The organism is Rhodopila globiformis (assembly GCF_002937115.1).
Taxonomy (GTDB): domain Bacteria; phylum Pseudomonadota; class Alphaproteobacteria; order Acetobacterales; family Acetobacteraceae; genus Rhodopila; species Rhodopila globiformis.
Window position 1 is genome coordinate 12,163 of sequence record NZ_NHRY01000250.1, and the last position, 18,855, is coordinate 31,017.

Below are 18,855 nucleotides of genomic sequence, written 5' to 3' on the forward strand. Positions count from 1 at the left end.
ATCAGGATAGGGAGGTGGATGGGGAAGGATCTGGCGCCAGGTCTGTTGCCCCACCGTCGTGGCCGGACGTGTCCCCATGGCTACCGGGATAGGGCGGCGATTGGAGAAGGATCTCGGGGCCGGTCCGTTGTCTTACCGTCATGGCCGGGCGTGTCCCGGCCATGACGGGGAGGCAACGGACCCGCGCCTACTCGATCGCCGAACTCGACTTCGCAAGCTCCCGCAGCACGAACTTCTGGATCTTGCCGGTCGAGGTCTTCGGAATCTCCCGGAAGACAAACGTCTTCGGCACCTTGAACCGGGCCATGTGCTCGCGGCAGAAGTCACGCAGTTCCTCGGCCGTGGCCGTCGCCCCCAGCTTCAGTTCGATGAACGCGCAGGGCGTCTCGCCCCATTTCTCGTCCGGCTGCGCCACCACCGCGGCGCTCAGCACCGCCGGGTGGCGGTACAGCGTCTCCTCCACCTCCAGCGAGGAGATGTTCTCGCCGCCGGAGATGATGATGTCCTTCGACCGGTCGCGGATCTTGACGTAGCCGTCCGGCTGCATCACCGCGAGGTCGCCGGTATGGAACCAGCCGCCGGCGAACGCCTTGTCAGTGGCGGACGGGTTCTTCAGGTAGCCCTTCATGGTGATGTTGCCGCGGAACATGATCTCGCCCATGGTCTCGCCGTCCCACGGCACCGGCTGCATGGTCTCGGGATCGAGCACGGTCATGCCGTCCTGCAACGGCGTCCGCACCCCTTGCCGCCCGTTGCGCTCCGCCCGGCGGTCGATCGGCATGAAGGCCCAGGATTCCTGCTTGTCGCAGACGCTGGCCGGACCATAGACCTCGGTCAGGCCATAGACGTGCGTCAGGTCGATGCCGATGGCCTCGGCGCCTTCGATGATCGCCGCGGGCGGGGCGGCGCCGGCGACCTGGCCGTAAATGCGATGGGAGATGCCGGCGCGCAGGTCCTTCGGCGCGTTGATCAGCATGGAATAGACGATCGGGGCGCCGCACATGTGCGTCACCTCGTTGTCGCGGATGGCGTCCAGCACCGACTGCGCGTCCACCCGGCGCAGGCAGACGTTCACCCCGGCGCGCTCGGCCACCGTCCAGGGGAAGCACCAGCCGTTGCAGTGGAACATCGGCAGCGTCCACAGGTACACCGCGAAGCGCGGCATGTCCCAGTTCAGGATGTTGCTGACCGCGTTCAGGTGCGCGCCGCGGTGATGATACACCACCCCCTTCGGGTCGCCGGTGGTGCCGGACGTGTAGTTCAGCGCGATCGCATCCCACTCGTCGCCCGGGGGCTGCCAGTCGTACTCCGGGTCGCCCTCGGCCAGCAGCGCCTCATAGGTCACCTCCCCCAGCAGCTTGCCGCCGGAGAAGGCGGGATCGTCGATGTCGATGACCAGCGGCTTTTCGTCCAGCAGCGCCAGGGCGGGCTCGATCACGGCAGCATACTCCCGGTCGGTGATCAGCGCCCTGGCGCCGCCGTGCCTCAGCATGAAGGCGATGGTGTCGGCGTCCAGGCGGGTGTTCAGCGTGTTCAGCACCCCGCCGCACATCGGCACGCCGAACGCGGCCTCATACATCGGCGGCGTGTTGGGGGCCATGATGGCGACGGTGTCGTTCTTGCCGATGCCGCGGCGCGACAGGGCGGAGGCAAGGCGGCGGCAGCGGGCGTAGGTCTGCTTCCAGGTCCAGCGGTCGGTGCCGTGCACGACGGCCAGCCTGTCGGGATAGACATAAGCCGCCCGCTCGATGAAGGTCAGCGGAGTCAGCGGGGCGTGGTTGGCCTGGTTCCTGGGCAGATCGTCGAAGGGGCTGGTCATCGTGGGCGTCTCCCTGACAGGCGGTCCGGTGGAGCCGGGCCTTTAACCACCTGACATACCGCCGAAAGGCGGAAGGCGGCAATCGGAGTCGTTGCACATCGACGCCTGGTGAACGGAGCGGGACCGGCGCTGCCGCCCGGGTCAGGGCACCATCACGGTGACCTGGCCGGGCACGGTGACACTGATCACGCCGGCGTAGGCACACATGCATTTGCAGTTGTTGTCGAGCGCCGGCATGCTGCCCAGCAGGACCGTCGGCGCGCCCGGCACCCACGGCGCCACGGTCGCGGGAATACACGGCATCGGCGTCAGCACGCCCAGCGCTGCCGCGGTCGCCGAGGCGACGGTGGGGTTGGCGATGCTCATGCACATGCCGAACGGCATGATGTTCACCATCGGCGCGAAGTCCATGATGGTCGCCGCCGGCATGCCACCGGCCATGGTGCGGTTGGTCGGCAGCACGACCAGGGATGACGGCGCCGCCCCCATCGTGCAGGCGAGCATGGCTCCATTCACGACCTGGATCGCCATCTGGGTTTCCCGTTGCGGCTGGTGGGTCGCCGGCAGGATGCGCGTTTCGGTGTTGATTGACAATAATGATGTGAGCGCCCCGGGGTGGCATGGCAGAGCGGGAACCATGCCGGATCATGCGGGAAGACGGGTCCGCCAGGCGGCCGCCGGGACGGATGTCCGGCTTGCGCCATTCGGCGCCGCTGACGATCGCACGGCGGTGCGCGTCAGGCCGGGCCATTCACCGACTCCTCGGACAGGCGTACGACATCCGGCGACAGCCTGGCGTCGCGGACCAGGCTGGCGACGTCCGCCTGTATCCGCTTGCGCGTCTCCGCCAGCACCGCAGGCGCCGGATCGACGAAGCGGACGCCGTTGTCTGCCATCATCCGCCGGGCGCGCGCCTGCGCCGCCAGGGCGTCGGCGCGATAGCCGCTGATGTTGGTGATCCAGAGATCAGCCATGATCTTCTGCACGTCGGGCGTCAACTTCGCCCAGAAGGCCCGGCTGATCATTGGAATATACTGGCCGGCGGACTGGTGGTCCTGGTACGAATACCGGACCCCGGCCTCCCACAACCTGGCGCTGGCGCAGCTTTCATTGGTCGAGACCAGGCCGTCGAAGCGACCCCGCGACAGCGCCGTCGGCGCGCCGGGCCAGGCGGTGGCGACTGGAATGCCGCCGCAGAAACCGATGCGCCAGCTGACGCCGGCGCCGCCGGCACTGCGGATCCGCAGGCCGCGGATGTCGTCGAGGCTGCCGATGGGCCGTTTCGTCGTGTACCAGTTCTGCAGGCCCAGGTCGATCCACGGGCCGATGACGTGCACCCGCAGCGCGCTTTCGATCTGCCGCACGATCAATGCGCCGGGCTTGCCGTCGGAGGCGCGGTCCGTCACCGCGACCCTCTGGCCGTAGAACACCGGCAACTGGCAGAAATCGCAGTCGGGCACGATGCCCGTCTGGGTCCAGGCACCCGGCGCGGCCATGTCGATCCGCCCTTGCAGCAGCGCCGTGGCGACGTCCAGGTCCGCATAGAGCTGGCCGGAGTGGAACACCTGGCTGCTGACCTGGCCCCCCGTGGCATCCTCGACCCTGCGCAGGTAGTCGACGATCGCGCGGTTGCGGGCATGGGACGGGGCGGTGTCGAGGGAACAGCGGATCGTCAGCGCCTCCTGCCCGCGGGGGTGGCGCAGGATGGCGCATGTTCCGGCCGTGGCGGCGGCCGAGCGGGCGAATGCCCGGCGAGACAAGCCTTGCCGCATGGGCTGACCCTTCCTGGCCCCCCGGTTGACCGGGATGGCGCGACTGTTTGCCGTTCAATCCATGTGCGTCAAGAGGGCGAGGCTACGCTGCCCGCCACCGGGACAACGCCTTGCGGGACCGCTTCCCTTCGTGGCGCCGCGGCGGCGGCAAGCAAAGGGCGCCGGAGGGCGCCCTTGAAGTTTCGACCAGCATCCACTCGGCTTGCGCCTTGGCCACCGTTGCTGGTGGCACGGAACCGAAGTTCCGCCAGGAGGTGCTATCTCAGCCGGTGTCACCTCGTTAAATCCAGCGTAACACGTTGCGGGCGACGCGCAAGGTCCGGCATATCACATGTCAAGTACGCCGCAGGCGGCCGCCGGCAGCGCGGTCACGATGCCGGTCCCCGGCCGCCGGCGTGGCCGCAGCCGAGGACGGGCGGACACCGGACCGATGGCGGTGGCGGGCCAGCCGCCCCGCTCGGCCCCGGACCGCGCCCCTATACAGCCGGTGAAATCCGCCTAGACTTGCCGCCGCGCGACAACGAACAGGAGGAACGTCTTGAGCGATTCATATTCCGGAGCATGTTTTTGCGGCGCGGTGGAGATCCGCGTGACCGGCAAGCCCAATGCCATGGGCTACTGCCACTGCCGGTCATGCCGTTCCTGGTCCGGCGGGCCGGTCAACGCCTTCAGCCTGTGGCCGCCCGAGGCCGTGCAGGTGACCAAGGGCGCCGAGCACATCGCCACCTTCGCCAAGACGGAAATGAGCCATCGCCAGTTCTGCCGCCTGTGCGGCGGCCACCTGATGGCGCGGCACCCGCCGCTGAACATGGTCGACGTGTTTTCCGCAACCATTCCAGACCTACGGTTCGAGCCGGCGGTGCACGTGAATTACGCCGAAACGGTGCTGCCGATCCGCGACGGGCTGCCGAAGCTGAAGGATTTTCCGGCCGAGTTCGGTGGCTCCGGGGAGGCGGTGCCGGAATAGGCCGGCGCCACCCCCGCCAGGGCCGGCCGCCAGCACCGCCCGGCATGCCGACGCGCGTGCCGGGCGGTTCGGCGTTCAGGTCCCGGCCGGAGGCGCGAAGCACTGCACCAGGCCATGGTACAGCCACAGAATCGGGCTGCCGGTCGGGTTGGCGCCGACGATGATCTTTTCGTCCGGAACGATGATCCAGTGATCCGGCTGCCCGGGGAAATGCGCCGGCGTCACATGTGCCCGCCAGTGCGTCCGCCTGACGTGATCGGCATCGATCATCGTGATCATGTCGGCGTCCACCGGCCGGCCGTCGCCGATGTCGCAGCACGGAATCTGATACTGGTCGTGTTGCGTCGTGATCCATGCCTTGTACGGCGCCATGAACCGGGCGTCGTCGCTGCCCGGCGTGGGGGGCGCCGCCAGCGCCGTCCGCAGCAACAATGCCGCTGCGATCAGGCCGTACCGGCCGGCGGCCAGGCGGTTGCTCATGGCGGTGCCTCGTGCCTATCGTTCATGCCACCTCGATGCGTCCCGGCGGGACTGTGGAAAGCGCCGGCAAATGGCCCGCAATTTCCGTGCCACGCCCTCTGCAGCCCAAGAAACGGTCGCTTGCCTGGCAGCATATGTCCTGTAGAGACGGATGTTCCCAAGAAAAAGCGGCGCCTGGTGGCGCGCGGGAGAAGACTTCAACGGGACGCCTGAAGTCCACAATTTTCGCGTGTTCATTTGTTGCGGATGTGGCGCGCGGCCCGCGGCCAGGCAGCACGGCCGCCGCCGGAGCCGCGCTGCCCGCCAACGGCGGGGCCATGCCGCACGGCGCCGATCGGCAGGACCGTGCGGCGAAGCTCAGTGCATCAGGGTGCCGCTTTCCAGCGCCACGCCGCGCGGCATGTGCTTGCGGATGCCCGAGGCCAGGATCAGCCCGGCGCCGGCCAGCATGACGGCGCCGGCGACCAGCATCGGCACCGTGTAGCCGCCGGTGGCGTCGCGCAGCGCGCCGGTCACCTGCGGCGCGAGATAGCCCGAGATGTTGCCGATGGAATTGATGAAGGCGATGCCGCCGGCCGCCGCGCCGACGCCCAGGTACGCCGTCGGCAGGTTCCAGAACACCGGCAGGCTGGCGGCGATGCCGCAGAACGCGACGCAGAAGGCGCTGATGGCCAGGTAGATATTGCCCAGCAACAATCCGGCGGCCATGGCGCCGAACCCGGCGACGACGGTAGGCAGCACGACGTGCCAGATCCGCTCGCCGGTGCGGTCGGAGCTGCGCGAGCACAGGATCATGCCGATGCTGCCGCAGATGTTGGGCAGCACCAGGATATAGCCGATGGCGGTGTTCGACAGGCCGAGCGACTTGACGATCAGCGGCAGGAAGAAGGCCATGGCGTAGATGCCGTAGGCCATCGCGACATAGGCCACGGTCAGGATCAGCAGCTGCGGGCTGGCGATCGAGCTGAGCACGCCCTTGCCGTGGCCGGCTTTGGCGGCGGCCTCGCTGTCAAGCTGGCCCTGCAGCCAGGTGCGCTGCCCGGCGGTCAGCCAGTGGGCATCCGCCGGCCGGTTGCTCAGGGTGATCAGGCCATAGCAGGCGAGCATGACGGCGGGGACGCCCTCGACCAGGAAGATCCATTGCCACCCCCGGACGCCGAACGCGCCGTCGAGCTGCAGCAGCGCGCCGCCGAGCGGGCCGCCGATGACGCCGGCGAAGGCGCCGAAGGCGAAGAAGATGCCCATCATCTGGCCGCGGTAGCGGGCGGGGAACCAGCAGGTCAGGAAATAAGCGACGCCGGGGAAGAAGCCCGCCTCGGCAATGCCCAGCAGGAAGCGGGCGGCGACGAAACTGGTTTCTCCTGTGACCAGTGCGGTGCCGGCCGAGAAGACGCCCCACATGGCCATGATGGCGCTGATCCAGACGCGGGCGCCAACGCGGTTGAGCATCATGTTCGCGGGAAGCTGGAACAGGATATAGGTCCAGAAGAAAGCGCCGGCGCCGAAGCCATAGGCGCTGGCGGTCAGGCCAAGGTCCTTGTTCATGGTCAGCGCGGCCATCGAGACGTTGAAGCGGTCGAGCGCGTTGATCATGTAGCCGATGCTGAGAAACGGTATCAGGCGCCATGCGACCTTGCGCATGACGGCGCGTTCGAAATCGGGCGTCATTGTTTCCTCCTGCGAACTCTGTCGGTCCCGCGGGAAGGCTAAAGCAGTTTCGCGCGACAGGGAAATGGGAAGGCGGCTTATTGGTTCGAATTCGTAACGTATCGATGCCGCGGGCTGGCGGCACGCCATTGCCTCCTCGTCATGGCCCGGCTTGTCCGGGCCACCTGTCGCGATGCACGTGCTGGAATAGGTGGCCCGGACAAGCCGGGCCATGACGGATCGGCAAAGTTCTTCGCTATGTTAACGCCTATGGTGCGTGTCCCGGGCCATGACGGTGAGGGACAAGCCCTTGCTCGCTGTTTCGCTTACCCTGGTGCGCATGGGGACACGCCCAGCCATGACAAAGGGAGAACAATCGCGGCAGTCAAAACGCTCTTCGACCCGCACCAGTCACGCCGCCGTCAGCTCCGTAACGATCAATCGCGCGGCCTCCTGCGCGGCAGACACGACCTCACCCGACATCGCCCCGCCTACCGCGAACGAGCCCCCCTCGATCACATACGCTACGCACACGCGCGGCATGCACGACAACGCGGCCGCCAGGGCGACCGCCTGCGCCACGCCGAACCCGTGCGACGAGGCGCCGCCGCTCTCCGGCACCACGTCCCCGGCCCGGCAGTCCAACCGCCGGATCGTGCCCGGCGGCGCGCCCGACACCGCGGCATCCACCAGGATCACGCAATCCGCCTGCTGCAGCAGGTCGACCAGCTCCGCCGCGCCGCCGGCCTGTTCCTCGATCCGCACGTCCGCCGGCAGCCGCCCGCGCAGCAGGCGCGCGACCAGGCGGCCCACGCCGTCGTCGCCACGGTCCGGATTGCCGACGCCGACCACCAGCCGGCGTGGCGGTTCAGACACGCACGATGTCCAGCTTCAGGAAATGCACCGAGCAGGAAATGCACGGATCATGGTTACGAATCGTTTGTTCACACAAATGACGCAGCCGGTTGGTGTCCTGCTGCAGCCAGGCCGGCGCGAACGTGCGCAGGTCGTCCTCGATGCTCGGCAGGTTCTGCGATGTCGGCGGCACGATCTTGGCATCCAGGATGGCGCCATCCTCGGCAATGCTGTAGCGGTGATACAGCATGCCGCGCGGCGCCTCGGTGCAGGCATAGCCGGTGCCGGCGCGCAGCGCCACGTCCTCGAACGGACGGTCCGGCGGTTCGTAGGCGTCGATGACCCGTAGCGCTTCCTCGAACGCGAAGATCACCTCCACCGCGCGGACGACGATGCTGCGGAACGGATTGTTGCAGGTCGCCTCCAGTCCCGCCTCGCGCGCCGCCTGTTTCGCCAGCGGCGACAGCAGCGCCGAGTTCAGGCTGTAGCGGGCAATCGGCCCGGTCAGGTACGACCCGGCGCCAACGCGGCGCGAATGCAGCGCGTTCGAGTGCTCGACGTGGTATTCCTCGAAATGCGCGTCGTATTCCTGCGGCGTGATGTCGACGCCCTTGCTGCTGACGACGCGCCCGGCGTTGAACGGATACTCGCCGGCCTTGCCGAGCGAAACCATCTCGTAGTCGCGGGTGCAGTCGGGGAATTCGAAGCCGGCTATCAGCCTGACCGCGTTCAGGGACATCTCCAGCGCGCGTTGCAGTTCTTCCCGCAGCGGCGCGAGTTCCCGCTTGGTCGGCACGCGGTAGAAGCCGCCGACGCGCACGTTGATCGGGTGGATCTCCCGCCCGCCCAGCAGCTTCAGGATGGCGTTGCCCGCCTTCTTGATGCGCAGGCCGGTCTGCACGATGTCGGGATAGTCCTTCGCCATCTCGACGGCGCCCTCGTACCCAAGGAAGTCCGGCGCGTGCAGCATGTACATGTGCAGAACGTGGCTTTCCACCCACTCGCCGCAGTACAGCAGCCGCCGCAGCTCCCGGATCGGGTGCGAAACGGTGATGCCGAGCGCATCCTCCATCGCGTGCACCGCGCTCATCTGGTACGCGACCGGACAGATGCCGCAGATCCGCGCGGTGATGTCAGGCACCTCGGTGTAGTTCCGGCCGCGCAGGAACGCCTCGAAGAAGCGCGGCGGCTCGAAGATCTTCAGTTCGGCCTCGCGCAGCGTGTTCCCGTCGATGACGAGACGCAGGCCGCCCTCGCCTTCCACCCGGGCCAGAACATCGACCTTGATCGTCTTACGCGTCATGACGTTCGCTTTCCTTCTGGAAGGCCTCGGCCGTTGCGTTGAACGTGCGATAGACGCGTTGCAGCGCACGTTCATCCAAACCCCGATCGGCCAGCCTTGGGCTCAGCGACTGCGGATTCGGCGTCTCCTTCGGGCCGAAGCAGCCGTAGCAGCCGCGGTTGTAGGCCGGGCAGATCGCGCCGCAGCCGGCATGAGTCACCGGCCCCAGGCACGCCGCCGCGCCGCGCACCAGCACGCACACCGTGCCGCGCAGCTTGCATTCCATGCAGACGCTGTGCGACGGGATGTTGGGCTTTCGGCCGTGCAGATACGCCGTCAGCACCTCCAGCAACTGGTGCTTGTTGATCGGGCAGCCGCGCAGTTCGTAATCCACCTCGACATGCGCGCCGATCGGCGTCGATTTCTCCAGCGTGGAGATGTATTCCGGATGCGCATAGACGATGTTGGTGAATTCCTTCACGTCCTTGAAGTTGCGCAAGGCCTGGATGCCACCGGCGGTGGCGCAGGCGCCGATGGTGATCAGGCTGCGCGACTGCCGGCGGACGTCCTTCAGCCGCTCCAGGTCATGCGGCGTGGTGACAGACCCTTCCACCAGGGAAACGTCGTACGGCCCCTTCAGAACGCCGCGCGTGGCCTCGGGGAAATAGGCGATTTCCACCGCGCCGGCGACCGCCAGCAGTTCGTCCTCGCAATCCAGCAGCGACAACTGGCAGCCGTCGCAGGATGCGAACTTCCAGACTGCGAGTTTCGGCTTGCCTGGTGCCTTGGCCATGCCGGTTCTCCTCTAGAATTCCCGGACCGAGTACAGGTGCTCGATCTGGTCGTAGCGGTACACCGGCCCGTCCTTGCAGACGAAAGTGGTGCCGATCTGGCAATGACCACACAGGCCAATGGCGCACTGCATGTTGCGCTCCAGCGTGACCCAGACACGATCCTTGGTCACCCCAAGCTCGCCCAGCGTATCCACCGCCTGCCGTGTGAGCGCCTCCGATCGGCAGACAAAGGCAGTCGTCGCCGACCAGTCGGGACGCGCCGCGCGGATCGCCGCATTGACGCTGCCGACGCGGCCGCGATAGCCGCTCGGCGCGGAATGCACGGTCAGGTGCACATTGGTGTCGAACCGCGCCCGCCAGCGATGCAGGTCCTGCTCATACATGATGTCGTCGACGCCACGAGTGCCGTAGCAGATGATCACCTTGCCGAAGTCCTGGCGGCGGTGCAGCACCTCGTAGATCAGCCCGCGCAGCGGCGCCAGGCCGATGGTGCTGGTGACGAACACGATGTCGGAGCCGACCACCTCGTCGATCGGCCAGGGCCGGCCGAACGGGCCGCGGATGCCGACGACGGCGCCGGCGTGCAGTTCCTGCATGGCGTTGGTCACCGGCCCGACGGCGCGGATGGTGTGCACCAGGGTATCCGGCTCGCGCGAGTCGCCGCTGATCGAGACCGGGATTTCGCCGACCCCGAACTGATACACCATGTTGAACTGGCCGGGCCGGTAGTGGAACGGCTTGCCGTCGAGCGGTTTCAGGTGCCAGGTGTAGACGCCGGGAATCTCCCGGATCACCCGGGTGATCCGGAACGGCATCGGCACCATGGGATCCGTTGTCGCGACGACGTTGGCGGCGATCACATCCACGGGTTCAGCCCTTGTGCCTGGGAGTGACCGCCGGCTCCGTCGCCAGTTCGACGATCCGCATGCGAGTGCTCGCCAGCCGGCGTGCCATGATCGGCACGAAACGTTTATAGATCTCGTAGCCCAGCGACCGGTCGCTCTCCATCTTGCCGCGCAGGCAGGCGCCGTCGAGCTTCAGCAGGCGCACCTGCTCGCTCGCACGGGCGTCGCTGGTCCAGCGATACGGCGGGATCAGCCAGCTCCAGCCGAAGATGTCGCCCGCCTCCAGGGTTTCGACGACAATGGGCGGGCCTTGCGGCACGTGGATCTCCAGCGCCACCAGGCCGTGGCGGATCAGGTAGAAATTGTCCGCGGCCTCGCCTTCCCGGAAGATATAGTCGCCCGGGTGATAGACCGCATTGGCACAGCAGCCGACAATCGTGCGCAGTGCATCCGGGTCCATGCCCTCGGCAAACGGGTGGCTGCCCAATGTGTCTTCCAACCCGACGATATGGACCACAGCGATCTCCTTCTGGTTAATTCACGAAATGGCTGAATGGCCGTCGCATCACAGCTCCTTCACGCCCATGAGCCGGCGCACGCGGTCGTAGCGCAGCACCGGGCCGTCCTTGCAGACGAACAGCCCCTCGACCTGGCAATGGCCGCACAGCCCGATGGCGCATTCCATGTTCCGTTCGAGCGAAACCCAGATGCTGGAGTCGGGGATGCCAGTGTCGCTCAGGCCCGCGGCGACGAAACGCATCATCACCTCGGGGCCGCAGACCAGCGCGGTGGCCCGCGCCGCATCCACCGCCAGGCGCGGCAGCAGCAGGGTCACGGCGCCGACGCGGCCGTGCCATGACGAGTCGGCGTGATCCACCATGACGTCAAGCTGCACATCCAGCCGCTTGCGCCACATCTCCAGCTGGCTGCGGAACAGGATGTCCGCCGGATTGCGCGCGCCATACAGCAGCGCGACGTTGCCGAAGCGCGCGCGGTTCGCCAGCACGTGGTAGATCACCGATCGCAGCGGCGCGAGGCCGAGGCCGCCGGCGACGATGACCACGTCGCGGCCGTTCAGGTCCTCCAGCGGCCAGGCGGTGCCGAACGGCCTGCGCAGCCCCAGGGTGTCGCCCGGCTGCAGCTCCGTCACCGCCTGGCTGACCGCGCCGACAGCGCGCACGGTCTGCACCAGGCAGGTTTCGTCGGCGGCGTCGCCGCTGATGCTGACCGGGATTTCGCCGACGCCGAAGACATACAGCATGGTGAACTGGCCTGGCCGGAACGTCGGCAGCGGCATCTCGTCCGCCGATTCGAGGGTCAGGGTGACCGTTCCGTTGTGGTCGCGCGCGCGCTTGCCGACCCGCACGATCCGCGGCAGCATGGGATCGCCTTCCGCCGGGGCGAGCGGTTCAGTAATGGCGGGCATAGATGTCCAGCACCTGGAACCGGGCGGCGTTGACCTTCTGGACCAGCAGCCCGAGGAAGCGCTTCAGCACCTCGCAGCCCAGGTCGTGGTCCGTCTCCCACTTGTTGCGAAGACAGGTTGCATCGAGCGCGAGCGCGCGGGTCGGCTCGATGGCGCGGGCGTCGTGATCCCAGCGATACGGCGGCAGCAGCCAGGTCAGGCCGGCGACGTCGCCCTCGCTGACGGTTTCGAACATGACCGCCCCGCGGCCCGGCACCGCGGCCTCCAGCGCCACGTGGCCATGCCGGACCAGATAGATCCAGTCGGCCGGATCGCCGCTGCGGAACAGGTAGTCGCCGGCGTTGAACGCCACGTTCCGTGCGCAGCCGGCGGCCAGCGCCACGAACGGCTGCGGCAGGCCGACGAACAGCCGGTGCTCGCCGAGGATGCGTTCAAGCCCTTCCATGGCCCCCTCCCGGCGCGTCGCCGCGGATGGCGCTGACTTCCTCGGTGATGTCGATGCCGACCGGGCACCAGGTGATGCAGCGGCCGCAGCCGACGCAGCCGGAGGTGCCGAACTGCTCCACCCAGCTGGCCAGCTTGTGCGTCATCCATTGCCGGTAGCGCGAGCGTGGCGAGGGCCGCACGGCGCCGCCGTGGATGTAGGAGAAGTTCTGCGAGAAGCAGGAATCCCAGCGCCGCGTACGCTCGGTCGCGCCGGACAGGTCGTTGGCGTCGGTGACCGCGGTGCAGAAGCAGGTCGGGCAGACCTGGGTGCAGTTGCCGCAGGACAGGCAGCGGGCGGCGACGTCGTCCCAGCGCTTGTGCTCCAGGTTGTCCAGCAGCAGGTCCGGCACGTCGTCGGACCGCATGTGGCGGCCCATGTTGCCGGCGGTCTTCGCCACCACGGCGTCGGCGCGCTCGGCATCGGCGGGGGTGGAGGGACGCTGCGGCAGGCGGGCCAACAGGGCGGCGCCGCGCTCGGTGCCAGCTTCCAGCAGGAATTCGTGCGGCTCGCCCGGGAACTCGGTCAGCGCGAGGTCATAGCCGGTGGCGGCTTTGGGGCCGGTGTTCATCGAGACGCAGAAGCAGGTGCCACCGGCCTCGCCGCAGTTGACCGCGACGATGAACGCGCCGTCGCGCCGGGCCTGGTAGTGCGGATCGACATAGGGGCCTTGCAGGAAGACCCGGTCCTGGATGGCGATGGCATGCAGTTCGCAGGAACGGACGGCGAGGAACGCGAAGCGCTCGGTCGGCTTCGCGTCGGTGGCCACCTGCATGCCGGTGCCATCCGGTTCGGCGCGCCACAGGCGGAGCAGCGGCTGGTGCAGGAAGCGCTTCCAGGCGTGCGGGCCGACCGCGTAGCCGAACAGGGCGTTGTCGGCGCGCCGCTTCAGCCGGTAGCGGCCGCCGTCCTGCTCGTCGGTCCAGCCGGCGGGGAGATCGTCCACGGTAACGACGTCGTCATAAACGATTGCGTCGTCACGGACAGTCGGTCCCAGGACGCGGAACCCGTCGCTGTGCAGAGCGGCGATGAGTGCCGCCAGGCCGTCCCGTCCGACTACTACTGGTTGGTGTGACATCGGGGCAATGCTTCCAAATCAGCGAGGGCGGTGCATTGATGCATGTCAACGGCCTGTGATTCAAGCATTCGTGCGCGAGGGGCGGCAGGTTTTTTCGTGAAGTTTTTTGTATGTCTGGCGCCTGGCTGGTCGCGGATAAATGTACAGGCTTGAGGCGTGCGACGTGTGCGGTCCCGGCAAGGCGATCACAAGAATCTGATCAACGAGATCGTGCGGTTACCGTATTGTTCAGCCATTTGCATGGACATCTGTCATGACATCCAGCCATGCGCGGCGCGCGGTCGCACGGCAACCAGGGCATGAAGCCGCCGTTGCCTCTCCGTCATGGCCGCGCGCGGCCAGGGCGACTGCGTTGAATCGCGGTGGACGGGGCGCCACCGGCGTTTCCGGTTGGGTGACTCACCGGCCACGCCGATCTTTACTGCGCCACCGCATTTTTGAAGCGCAGAGCGCGTAGAGAAGAATTTGTTGCGACCTGCGGTCGCGGTGGGCCAGGGGCAATCGGCCTGCCGGGCCGCCGCTGCCGGCCAGCGCGACGGAATTCCAGCGAGTGGCGACCGCATCAATACCATTCAATTCATGCCGCTCGTTGTGGGTTCGTTATGCACGGGCGCCGACAGGTTGATATCCGCGGGCGGCCTGCTGATCGTCATGGCGGCGACCCCGGACATGCCGGAACACGGCCTCCGGGCCGCCACCCACGTCTCGTGCCGACATCAGCAGAAGGCGTGGATGGCGCGCCTCCGCCGATGATGACGTGCGAGGCGACGGCCGAGCCACTCAGCCGGGTATTCCATGCCTATGTGCGCCTGCGTCCGGCATGACGTAACTGCAACAACCACCGCTTCTTAATCGAAACAAAATCGGACTTTCCGGCGGCTCGGGATGGAAATCGCCTACCCAAACGCCCCAACCTCGTGCGTGATGGCCGTCGCGATCTCCCGCACCATGGCGAACAACCGGCGCATCGGCTCGAAGATCTCCTCGTGCTCCCGCGCATACGCCGCCGTGCGCCGCGGCGCCGCCGGCTCGCCATAGTCGCACTCCGCCGCCGGATCGGCGCCGGAGGGAAAGATCTCCGCCAGCAGCGTCAGCGACGCCTCGATATCCAGCCGCAGGATCGCCGCCTCCATCGCCAGCCGCGTGACGTTGTGGCGCGGCGAGAAATCACGGATCTCCGTCGCCAGCAGCCAGATGCGGTGGATCAGCGCCAGCCGCAGCGCGTGCAGCAGCACCTCCCGCGTCGCCATGTGCGGCATGTCCGGCCAGATCACCCGCAGCGCCAGATGATCCGCCTCGATCCGCCGGAACATCGACTGCACCGACGCCCAGATGTCCAGCCGCTCCAGCGCCCGCGCCACCGACACCAGCGCCTCGCGCCGCCCGGGCCGCTTGCTGTGGGCCGAGCGGTCGAGCCAGGTGCCCGGGTCGAGCGTCGCGATCACCCCCCGCAGCACCTCCAGGTCGGAGTGCGCCAGGGCATGGCTCGCCAGGTCCATGGCACGCCTGAACCGCCGGCTGGTCTGGCGCAGTTCGGCGAAGGTTTCGGGATGCCGCGCCGCCGCGGCGCCCAGGCCCTGCAGCGTGTTCGCGCACCACCCGAGCTGCTGCAGGATCGCGTTGTTCGGAATCGCCCGCAATTCCCGCGGGTGGCGGATGCGCGCCACCCCGGTCATGCCGTCCGACTGCCGCGCGGCGGGGCGGGAGCCGGTGGGATCCAGCAGCGCCGGTCCGAACGCGCCCAGCAGCGCGGCGTAGCCCTGGTCCTCCACCAGCCCGGCCATGCCGGTGCGGATCGTGGCGAAGAAATCGGCGGCAAAGTCCGGATCGGCATAGACCGGGTCCTCGATCGGCCCGGCCGCCGGGTGATAGGTCTGCTCGGCGATGCGGGTGATGGTCGCCAGCGCCAGTTCCGGCGTGCCGAACAGCAGGTAGCCGTCGCCGCCCTGGAATGCCGTTTCCTCGCGCACCTTCACCCCCGCCCGCCCCAGCGCCTGCCGCGACGCCGTCGGCGACAGATACTTCAGCCGATCGGCCAGCGAGCCGGGATGGGCGCCGCGGCCGATGCTTTCGCCGTGGGTGTCGAACAGGATCACCTCGACATTGGTGATGCCGTGATGATGCAGCGTGTGGGCGATCTTCATCCGCAGCCGCTCGATCAGGTAGCTGGCGGCAAGCTGGCCGACATAGCGGCCGGAGTCGGAGTAGCCGAACTGCAGGGCCAGCCGCCCGGTGTTCCTGAGGTATTCGCGATAGTGCGGGCTGCGCAGCGCCTCCTCCAGCACCGACGCGCCCTGTTCCAGCGCGTCGGCGGTCTCGAACAGCGGGCTGATTTCGACATGCCGCTCGACCCCGAACAGCTTCGCCAGGTACAGCGCGGCGAGCAGGGTGTAGCCGGTCTCGGTCTCGGCGATCAGGAAGCGGATAGGGATCGAGCCGTCCACGTGCTTGATGATCTGCGCCACCGTCATCATCAGCTTGGCGGCCGAGGCCTGCTCGACCAGCAGCGCGCCGAAATCGACCGGGATCGGCTGCACGGTGTCCAGCGCGGCGTTGATCGCGGCGAACAGTACGCGCCGGCGGGACAGGTCCTCGGGCGGATCGACGATGTTCAGCCGCTGGCGGGTCACGTTGTGGATCTGCGCCGCGTTCAGCCGCGTGTGGGTGTGCGCCAGCGCCAGGCCGTGCGACACCAGGCCGGCGCGGGCCACCGTCAGGGCCAGCTTGGCACGCTCGTCGGCGCCGGCGATCGCCTCCTGGAACAGCGGCAGCAGCGGCGCCGGGCTGGTCAGGGCGGCCTCGCGCCCGCCGACGAGCGCATGCGCGAAGGCGGCGACCTTCGGCGGGTTCGGATAGTCGGGGCACAGCTCGATCTGCCGGTCGACGACGTCGCGCGCCTCGGCGATGCGCTCGGCGAGGGCGGTGGCGGTGGGCAGGACGGACACCTGGCCGTGCAGGCGGTTGAGCTGCAGCCGCTTCATCTCCAGCCGCAGGCGCAGCGTGTGCCACCAGCCGATATCGGTCCGGCCGTCGGTGTCGTAGCCGACCCAGGAGGACAGGACGACGGGGCTTGGGTTCAGCTCGGTCCAGCGGTCGGGCCAGGCGGTCTTGGCGACCGAGATCAGCGCGGCGTTGAAGCGGTCGATCGAGTCGCGGCCGTTGGCGATGGCGGCGGCGGCCTGGTCGAACTCGCTGCGCAGGGTGATGGGCGGCGGGCGGTGGGAGTCGAAGGACGGCGCCGGCCGCCCGCAGGCCGTCTCGGCCAACGCCTTGCCGACTGCCAGCGGCAAGGAGAAGGTGGGATGCGCGGTGAACACCGCGGCGAAGCGGGTGCGCTCGGTCAGCGCCCGGTATTCCGCCCAGCGCACCGGGCTGTCGTTCGGGTCCGGGCGCAGCAGGGTGTGCGCCAGTTTCGCCAGGCAGGCGTCGTTGACGGCGGTATCGGTGCCGCCGACATACGCCGCCAGGCGCGCCGCCCGATCGGCGAAGGCGGCGTCGCGCAAATAGCGGACCAGCGCCGCGACGTCGCTTTCGGCGAGGATCTCGCTGTCCATCTGGCGGGTGATCGCCAGCGAGGTCAGCAGCACGGGATTGCCGAACGGATCCTCGTCCGCCCGGGCCGTCAGGCGTGCGGTCAGGTCGAGAAGGTTCCGCGCGAGCGTGGCGATCGCGTCGGGTTCGGTAGCGGGGGCGGTTGGCGCATCGGGCATGCGGGAAGTTTGACGGCCTCTGTGCGGCGCAGCAAGTACTTACCGCATCCCAACGGCCGGCGCCTCACCGTCATGGCCGGACGTGCCTCCATGCGTATCAGGATAAGCGGACCGGGGGAGCAAGGTCTTCTCCCTCACCGTCATGGCCGGGCATGTCCCGGCCATCTGCGCTTCGACGACGCGGGGTGGATGGCCGAGACACGCCCGACCATGACGATGGGGCGACGATTTGGCGCCAGGTCCTTCTTCGTCCTCCGCCTTAGCCTCATGCCGATGGGGCCAGGCTCGGCCATGACGAAGATGCAACAGCCCAGTCGCCAGCGCGCCATGAAGAGGCTATGCGGCCATCCCGGGCGGCGGGTCACACACGACCGTCTTCATCTCGGCCGGCACGGACACCTCCAGCAATTCCAGCTCATCCGCCGTCCCGGTTTCGTTGTGCCGCATGCCGCCGGGGATCATCAGCGAATCGCCGGGCATCAGGCGCACCTTGGTGCCGTCCTCGAACACCAGGTCCACCCAGCCCTTCATCATATAGACGAACTGGTGCTCGCAGACGTGATAGTGCCAGCCCGTCGGCTTGCCCATGCCCTGGGTCGCCGAGGTCACCTGCGCCCGCATCTTCCCGGCGGTGGCATCGGTGACGCCAAGGTCGCGGTACTTGAAAAAGGCGCGCCGCCCTTCGACGTATCTGGCGTTGTCCACGGTGGCGTGCGCGAGTTTGCCGGTGGGCGGTGCCACGGTATCGTTCATGGTCGTTCTCCTCCTGTGCGGGCGCGGGCCTTCCTGGCCGGCGCCACAGGCAGCTAACACCCGATCGCAGGTGGGCCGCAATTCGCGACAGGCAGCCTTGTCGAAATCCCTCCCGCACGGCATCTACCCGGCATGAGCGAGACGACACCCAAAATCCGCATCCGCGGGCTGTACAAGAGCTTCGGCAACAAGCTCGTGCTGGACGGCGTGGACCTCGACGTCATGCCCGGAACGTCGATGGTGGTTATCGGCGGCTCCGGCTCGGGCAAGTCGGTGCTGCTGAAATGCGTCCTGGGCCTGCTGGAGCCGGATGACGGGCTGATCGAGATCGACGGCGTGAACCTCGCCCGGCTGCCACGGCAGGAGAGGGAGGAGATGCGCGCCCGCATCGGCATGCTGTTCCAGAACGGCGCGCTGTTCGACAGCCTGTCGGTGTGGGAGAACGTCGCCTTCGGCCTGCTGGCCCGGCGCAAGCTGCCACGCGCCGAGGCCCGCGCCCGCGCCAACAGCTTCCTGGAGCAGGTCGGCCTGGCCGCCAGCGTCGGCGACCTGTCACCGGCGGAGCTGTCGGGCGGCATGCAGAAGCGCGTCGCCCTGGCCCGGGCGATCGCGGCGCACCCCGACATCATGTTCTTCGACGAGCCGACGACCGGGCTGGACCCGATCATGGGCGCGGTGATCGACGGCCTGATCGTGGATTGCGTCAAGAGCCTGGGCAGCACGGCCGTGGCGATCACGCATGACATGGCGAGCGCGCGGCGCATCGGCGACCAGGCGGCGATGCTGCACCACGGGCGCATCATCTGGCACGGCCCGGCCTCGCACCTGATGGACAGCGGCAACCCGGAGGTCGACCAGTTCACCCACGGACGGCGCGAGGGGCCGATCCAGATGGAGTTGCGGCGCTGAGGCGGGCGGGCTGGCTGCTGCTGGCGGCGGCGCT

Annotated in this window: 17 protein-coding genes; 2 read left to right on the forward strand and 15 right to left on the reverse strand. The window is 68.1% G+C overall.

The genetic code is table 11. The features are described from left to right. Positions 1-187: 187 nt before the first annotated feature. The 3 genes from CCS01_RS25665 to dctP form a co-directional block, all read right to left on the reverse strand. Positions 188-1,819, reverse strand: coding sequence for an acyl-CoA synthetase (locus tag CCS01_RS25665; RefSeq protein ID WP_104521614.1), 1,632 nt, complete (start codon positions 1,817-1,819; stop codon positions 188-190). A 141-nt stretch (positions 1,820-1,960) separates the two neighbouring features. Continuing rightward, positions 1,961-2,350: a DUF4280 domain-containing protein gene (locus CCS01_RS25670; protein ID WP_104521678.1), complete on the reverse strand. Its 390-nt coding sequence runs from the start codon at positions 2,348-2,350 to the stop codon at positions 1,961-1,963. Between the two features lie 206 nt (positions 2,351-2,556). Then, positions 2,557-3,591, reverse strand: coding sequence for a TRAP transporter substrate-binding protein DctP (dctP, locus tag CCS01_RS25675; RefSeq protein WP_104521615.1), 1,035 nt, complete (start codon positions 3,589-3,591; stop codon positions 2,557-2,559). A 538-nt stretch (positions 3,592-4,129) separates the two neighbouring features. On the opposite strand from dctP, the gene CCS01_RS25680 reads away from it, so the two are divergent. Continuing rightward, entirely contained in the window at positions 4,130-4,558 is a 429-nt protein-coding gene (locus tag CCS01_RS25680; protein WP_239992395.1) for a GFA family protein, read from the forward strand. A gap of 75 nt (positions 4,559-4,633) precedes the next feature. Here CCS01_RS25680 and CCS01_RS25685 read toward each other — a convergent pair whose 3' ends face one another. The 12 genes from CCS01_RS25685 to CCS01_RS25745 all read right to left on the reverse strand — a co-directional run bounded on the left by CCS01_RS25685 (position 4,634) and on the right by CCS01_RS25745 (position 17,912). After that, entirely contained in the window at positions 4,634-5,038 is a 405-nt protein-coding gene (locus tag CCS01_RS25685; protein ID WP_104521617.1) for a hypothetical protein, read from the reverse strand. 357 nt (positions 5,039-5,395) lie between these two features. Then, on the reverse strand, positions 5,396-6,706 hold the full coding sequence (locus tag CCS01_RS25690) for an MFS transporter (RefSeq protein WP_158258596.1): 1,311 nt from the start codon (positions 6,704-6,706) through the stop codon (positions 5,396-5,398). 390 nt (positions 6,707-7,096) lie between these two features. Then, the gene (locus CCS01_RS25695; RefSeq protein WP_104521619.1) at positions 7,097-7,561 is read right to left on the reverse strand and encodes a hydrogenase maturation protease; all 465 of its coding nucleotides are present in this window, start codon (positions 7,559-7,561) and stop codon (positions 7,097-7,099) included. Beyond that, positions 7,554-8,843: a Ni/Fe hydrogenase subunit alpha gene (locus CCS01_RS25700; protein WP_104521620.1), complete on the reverse strand. Its 1,290-nt coding sequence runs from the start codon at positions 8,841-8,843 to the stop codon at positions 7,554-7,556. Before CCS01_RS25700 ends, CCS01_RS25695 begins: the two co-directional genes overlap by 8 nt. Further along, positions 8,833-9,615, reverse strand: a complete 783-nt coding sequence (locus tag CCS01_RS25705) for an NADH-quinone oxidoreductase subunit B family protein (RefSeq protein WP_104521621.1) — start codon at positions 9,613-9,615, stop codon at positions 8,833-8,835. Before CCS01_RS25705 ends, CCS01_RS25700 begins: the two co-directional genes overlap by 11 nt. A gap of 12 nt (positions 9,616-9,627) precedes the next feature. Beyond that, positions 9,628-10,482: an FAD/NAD(P)-binding protein gene (locus CCS01_RS25710; RefSeq protein WP_204848436.1), complete on the reverse strand. Its 855-nt coding sequence runs from the start codon at positions 10,480-10,482 to the stop codon at positions 9,628-9,630. A 4-nt stretch (positions 10,483-10,486) separates the two neighbouring features. Further along, a complete protein-coding gene (locus CCS01_RS25715; protein ID WP_204848437.1) occupies positions 10,487-10,978 on the reverse strand; it encodes a cyclic nucleotide-binding domain-containing protein in 492 nt (163 codons plus the stop codon). A 48-nt stretch (positions 10,979-11,026) separates the two neighbouring features. Further along, positions 11,027-11,887 carry an FAD/NAD(P)-binding protein gene (locus CCS01_RS25720; protein WP_104521622.1) on the reverse strand — a complete coding sequence of 287 codons (861 nt, stop codon included), beginning with the start codon at positions 11,885-11,887 and terminating at the stop codon, positions 11,027-11,029. Continuing rightward, positions 11,871-12,332, reverse strand: a complete 462-nt coding sequence (locus tag CCS01_RS25725) for a cyclic nucleotide-binding domain-containing protein (protein ID WP_104521623.1) — start codon at positions 12,330-12,332, stop codon at positions 11,871-11,873. Before CCS01_RS25725 ends, CCS01_RS25720 begins: the two co-directional genes overlap by 17 nt. Further along, positions 12,319-13,449: a 4Fe-4S dicluster domain-containing protein gene (locus tag CCS01_RS25730; RefSeq protein ID WP_104521624.1), complete on the reverse strand. Its 1,131-nt coding sequence runs from the start codon at positions 13,447-13,449 to the stop codon at positions 12,319-12,321. The genes CCS01_RS25725 and CCS01_RS25730 overlap by 14 nt, the downstream gene beginning before the upstream one ends. Before the next feature lie 896 nt (positions 13,450-14,345). Beyond that, complete coding sequence (locus CCS01_RS25740) at positions 14,346-17,159, reverse strand: phosphoenolpyruvate carboxylase (RefSeq protein ID WP_104521626.1); 2,814 nt, start codon at positions 17,157-17,159, stop codon at positions 14,346-14,348. Between the two features lie 336 nt (positions 17,160-17,495). Continuing rightward, positions 17,496-17,912 (reverse strand): cupin domain-containing protein, encoded by a 417-nt coding sequence (locus tag CCS01_RS25745; RefSeq protein WP_158258597.1) that lies wholly within the window; start codon positions 17,910-17,912, stop codon positions 17,496-17,498. A 132-nt stretch (positions 17,913-18,044) separates the two neighbouring features. On the opposite strand from CCS01_RS25745, the gene CCS01_RS25750 reads away from it, so the two are divergent. After that, on the forward strand, positions 18,045-18,821 hold the full coding sequence (locus tag CCS01_RS25750) for an ABC transporter ATP-binding protein (protein ID WP_104521628.1): 777 nt from the start codon (positions 18,045-18,047) through the stop codon (positions 18,819-18,821). Positions 18,822-18,855: the final 34 nt, after the last annotated feature.

Bases quoted from the DNA above. Each gene is read 5' to 3' on its own strand.
- CCS01_RS25740 (WP_104521626.1), bottom strand. From the start codon at position 17,159: ATGCCCGATGCGCCAACCGCCCCCGCTACCGAACCCGACGCGATCGCC.
- CCS01_RS25690 (WP_158258596.1), bottom strand. From the start codon at position 6,706: ATGACGCCCGATTTCGAACGCGCCGTCATGCGCAAGGTCGCATGGCGC.
- CCS01_RS25750 (WP_104521628.1), top strand. From the start codon at position 18,045: ATGAGCGAGACGACACCCAAAATCCGCATCCGCGGGCTGTACAAGAGC.
- dctP (WP_104521615.1), bottom strand. From the start codon at position 3,591: ATGCGGCAAGGCTTGTCTCGCCGGGCATTCGCCCGCTCGGCCGCCGCC.
- CCS01_RS25665 (WP_104521614.1), bottom strand. From the start codon at position 1,819: ATGACCAGCCCCTTCGACGATCTGCCCAGGAACCAGGCCAACCACGCC.
- CCS01_RS25670 (WP_104521678.1), bottom strand. From the start codon at position 2,350: ATGGCGATCCAGGTCGTGAATGGAGCCATGCTCGCCTGCACGATGGGG.
- CCS01_RS25730 (WP_104521624.1), bottom strand. From the start codon at position 13,449: ATGTCACACCAACCAGTAGTAGTCGGACGGGACGGCCTGGCGGCACTC.
- CCS01_RS25685 (WP_104521617.1), bottom strand. From the start codon at position 5,038: ATGAGCAACCGCCTGGCCGCCGGCCGGTACGGCCTGATCGCAGCGGCA.
- CCS01_RS25745 (WP_158258597.1), bottom strand. From the start codon at position 17,912: ATGAACGATACCGTGGCACCGCCCACCGGCAAACTCGCGCACGCCACC.
- CCS01_RS25700 (WP_104521620.1), bottom strand. From the start codon at position 8,843: ATGACGCGTAAGACGATCAAGGTCGATGTTCTGGCCCGGGTGGAAGGC.
- CCS01_RS25720 (WP_104521622.1), bottom strand. From the start codon at position 11,887: ATGCCCGCCATTACTGAACCGCTCGCCCCGGCGGAAGGCGATCCCATG.
- CCS01_RS25725 (WP_104521623.1), bottom strand. From the start codon at position 12,332: ATGGAAGGGCTTGAACGCATCCTCGGCGAGCACCGGCTGTTCGTCGGC.
- CCS01_RS25705 (WP_104521621.1), bottom strand. From the start codon at position 9,615: ATGGCCAAGGCACCAGGCAAGCCGAAACTCGCAGTCTGGAAGTTCGCA.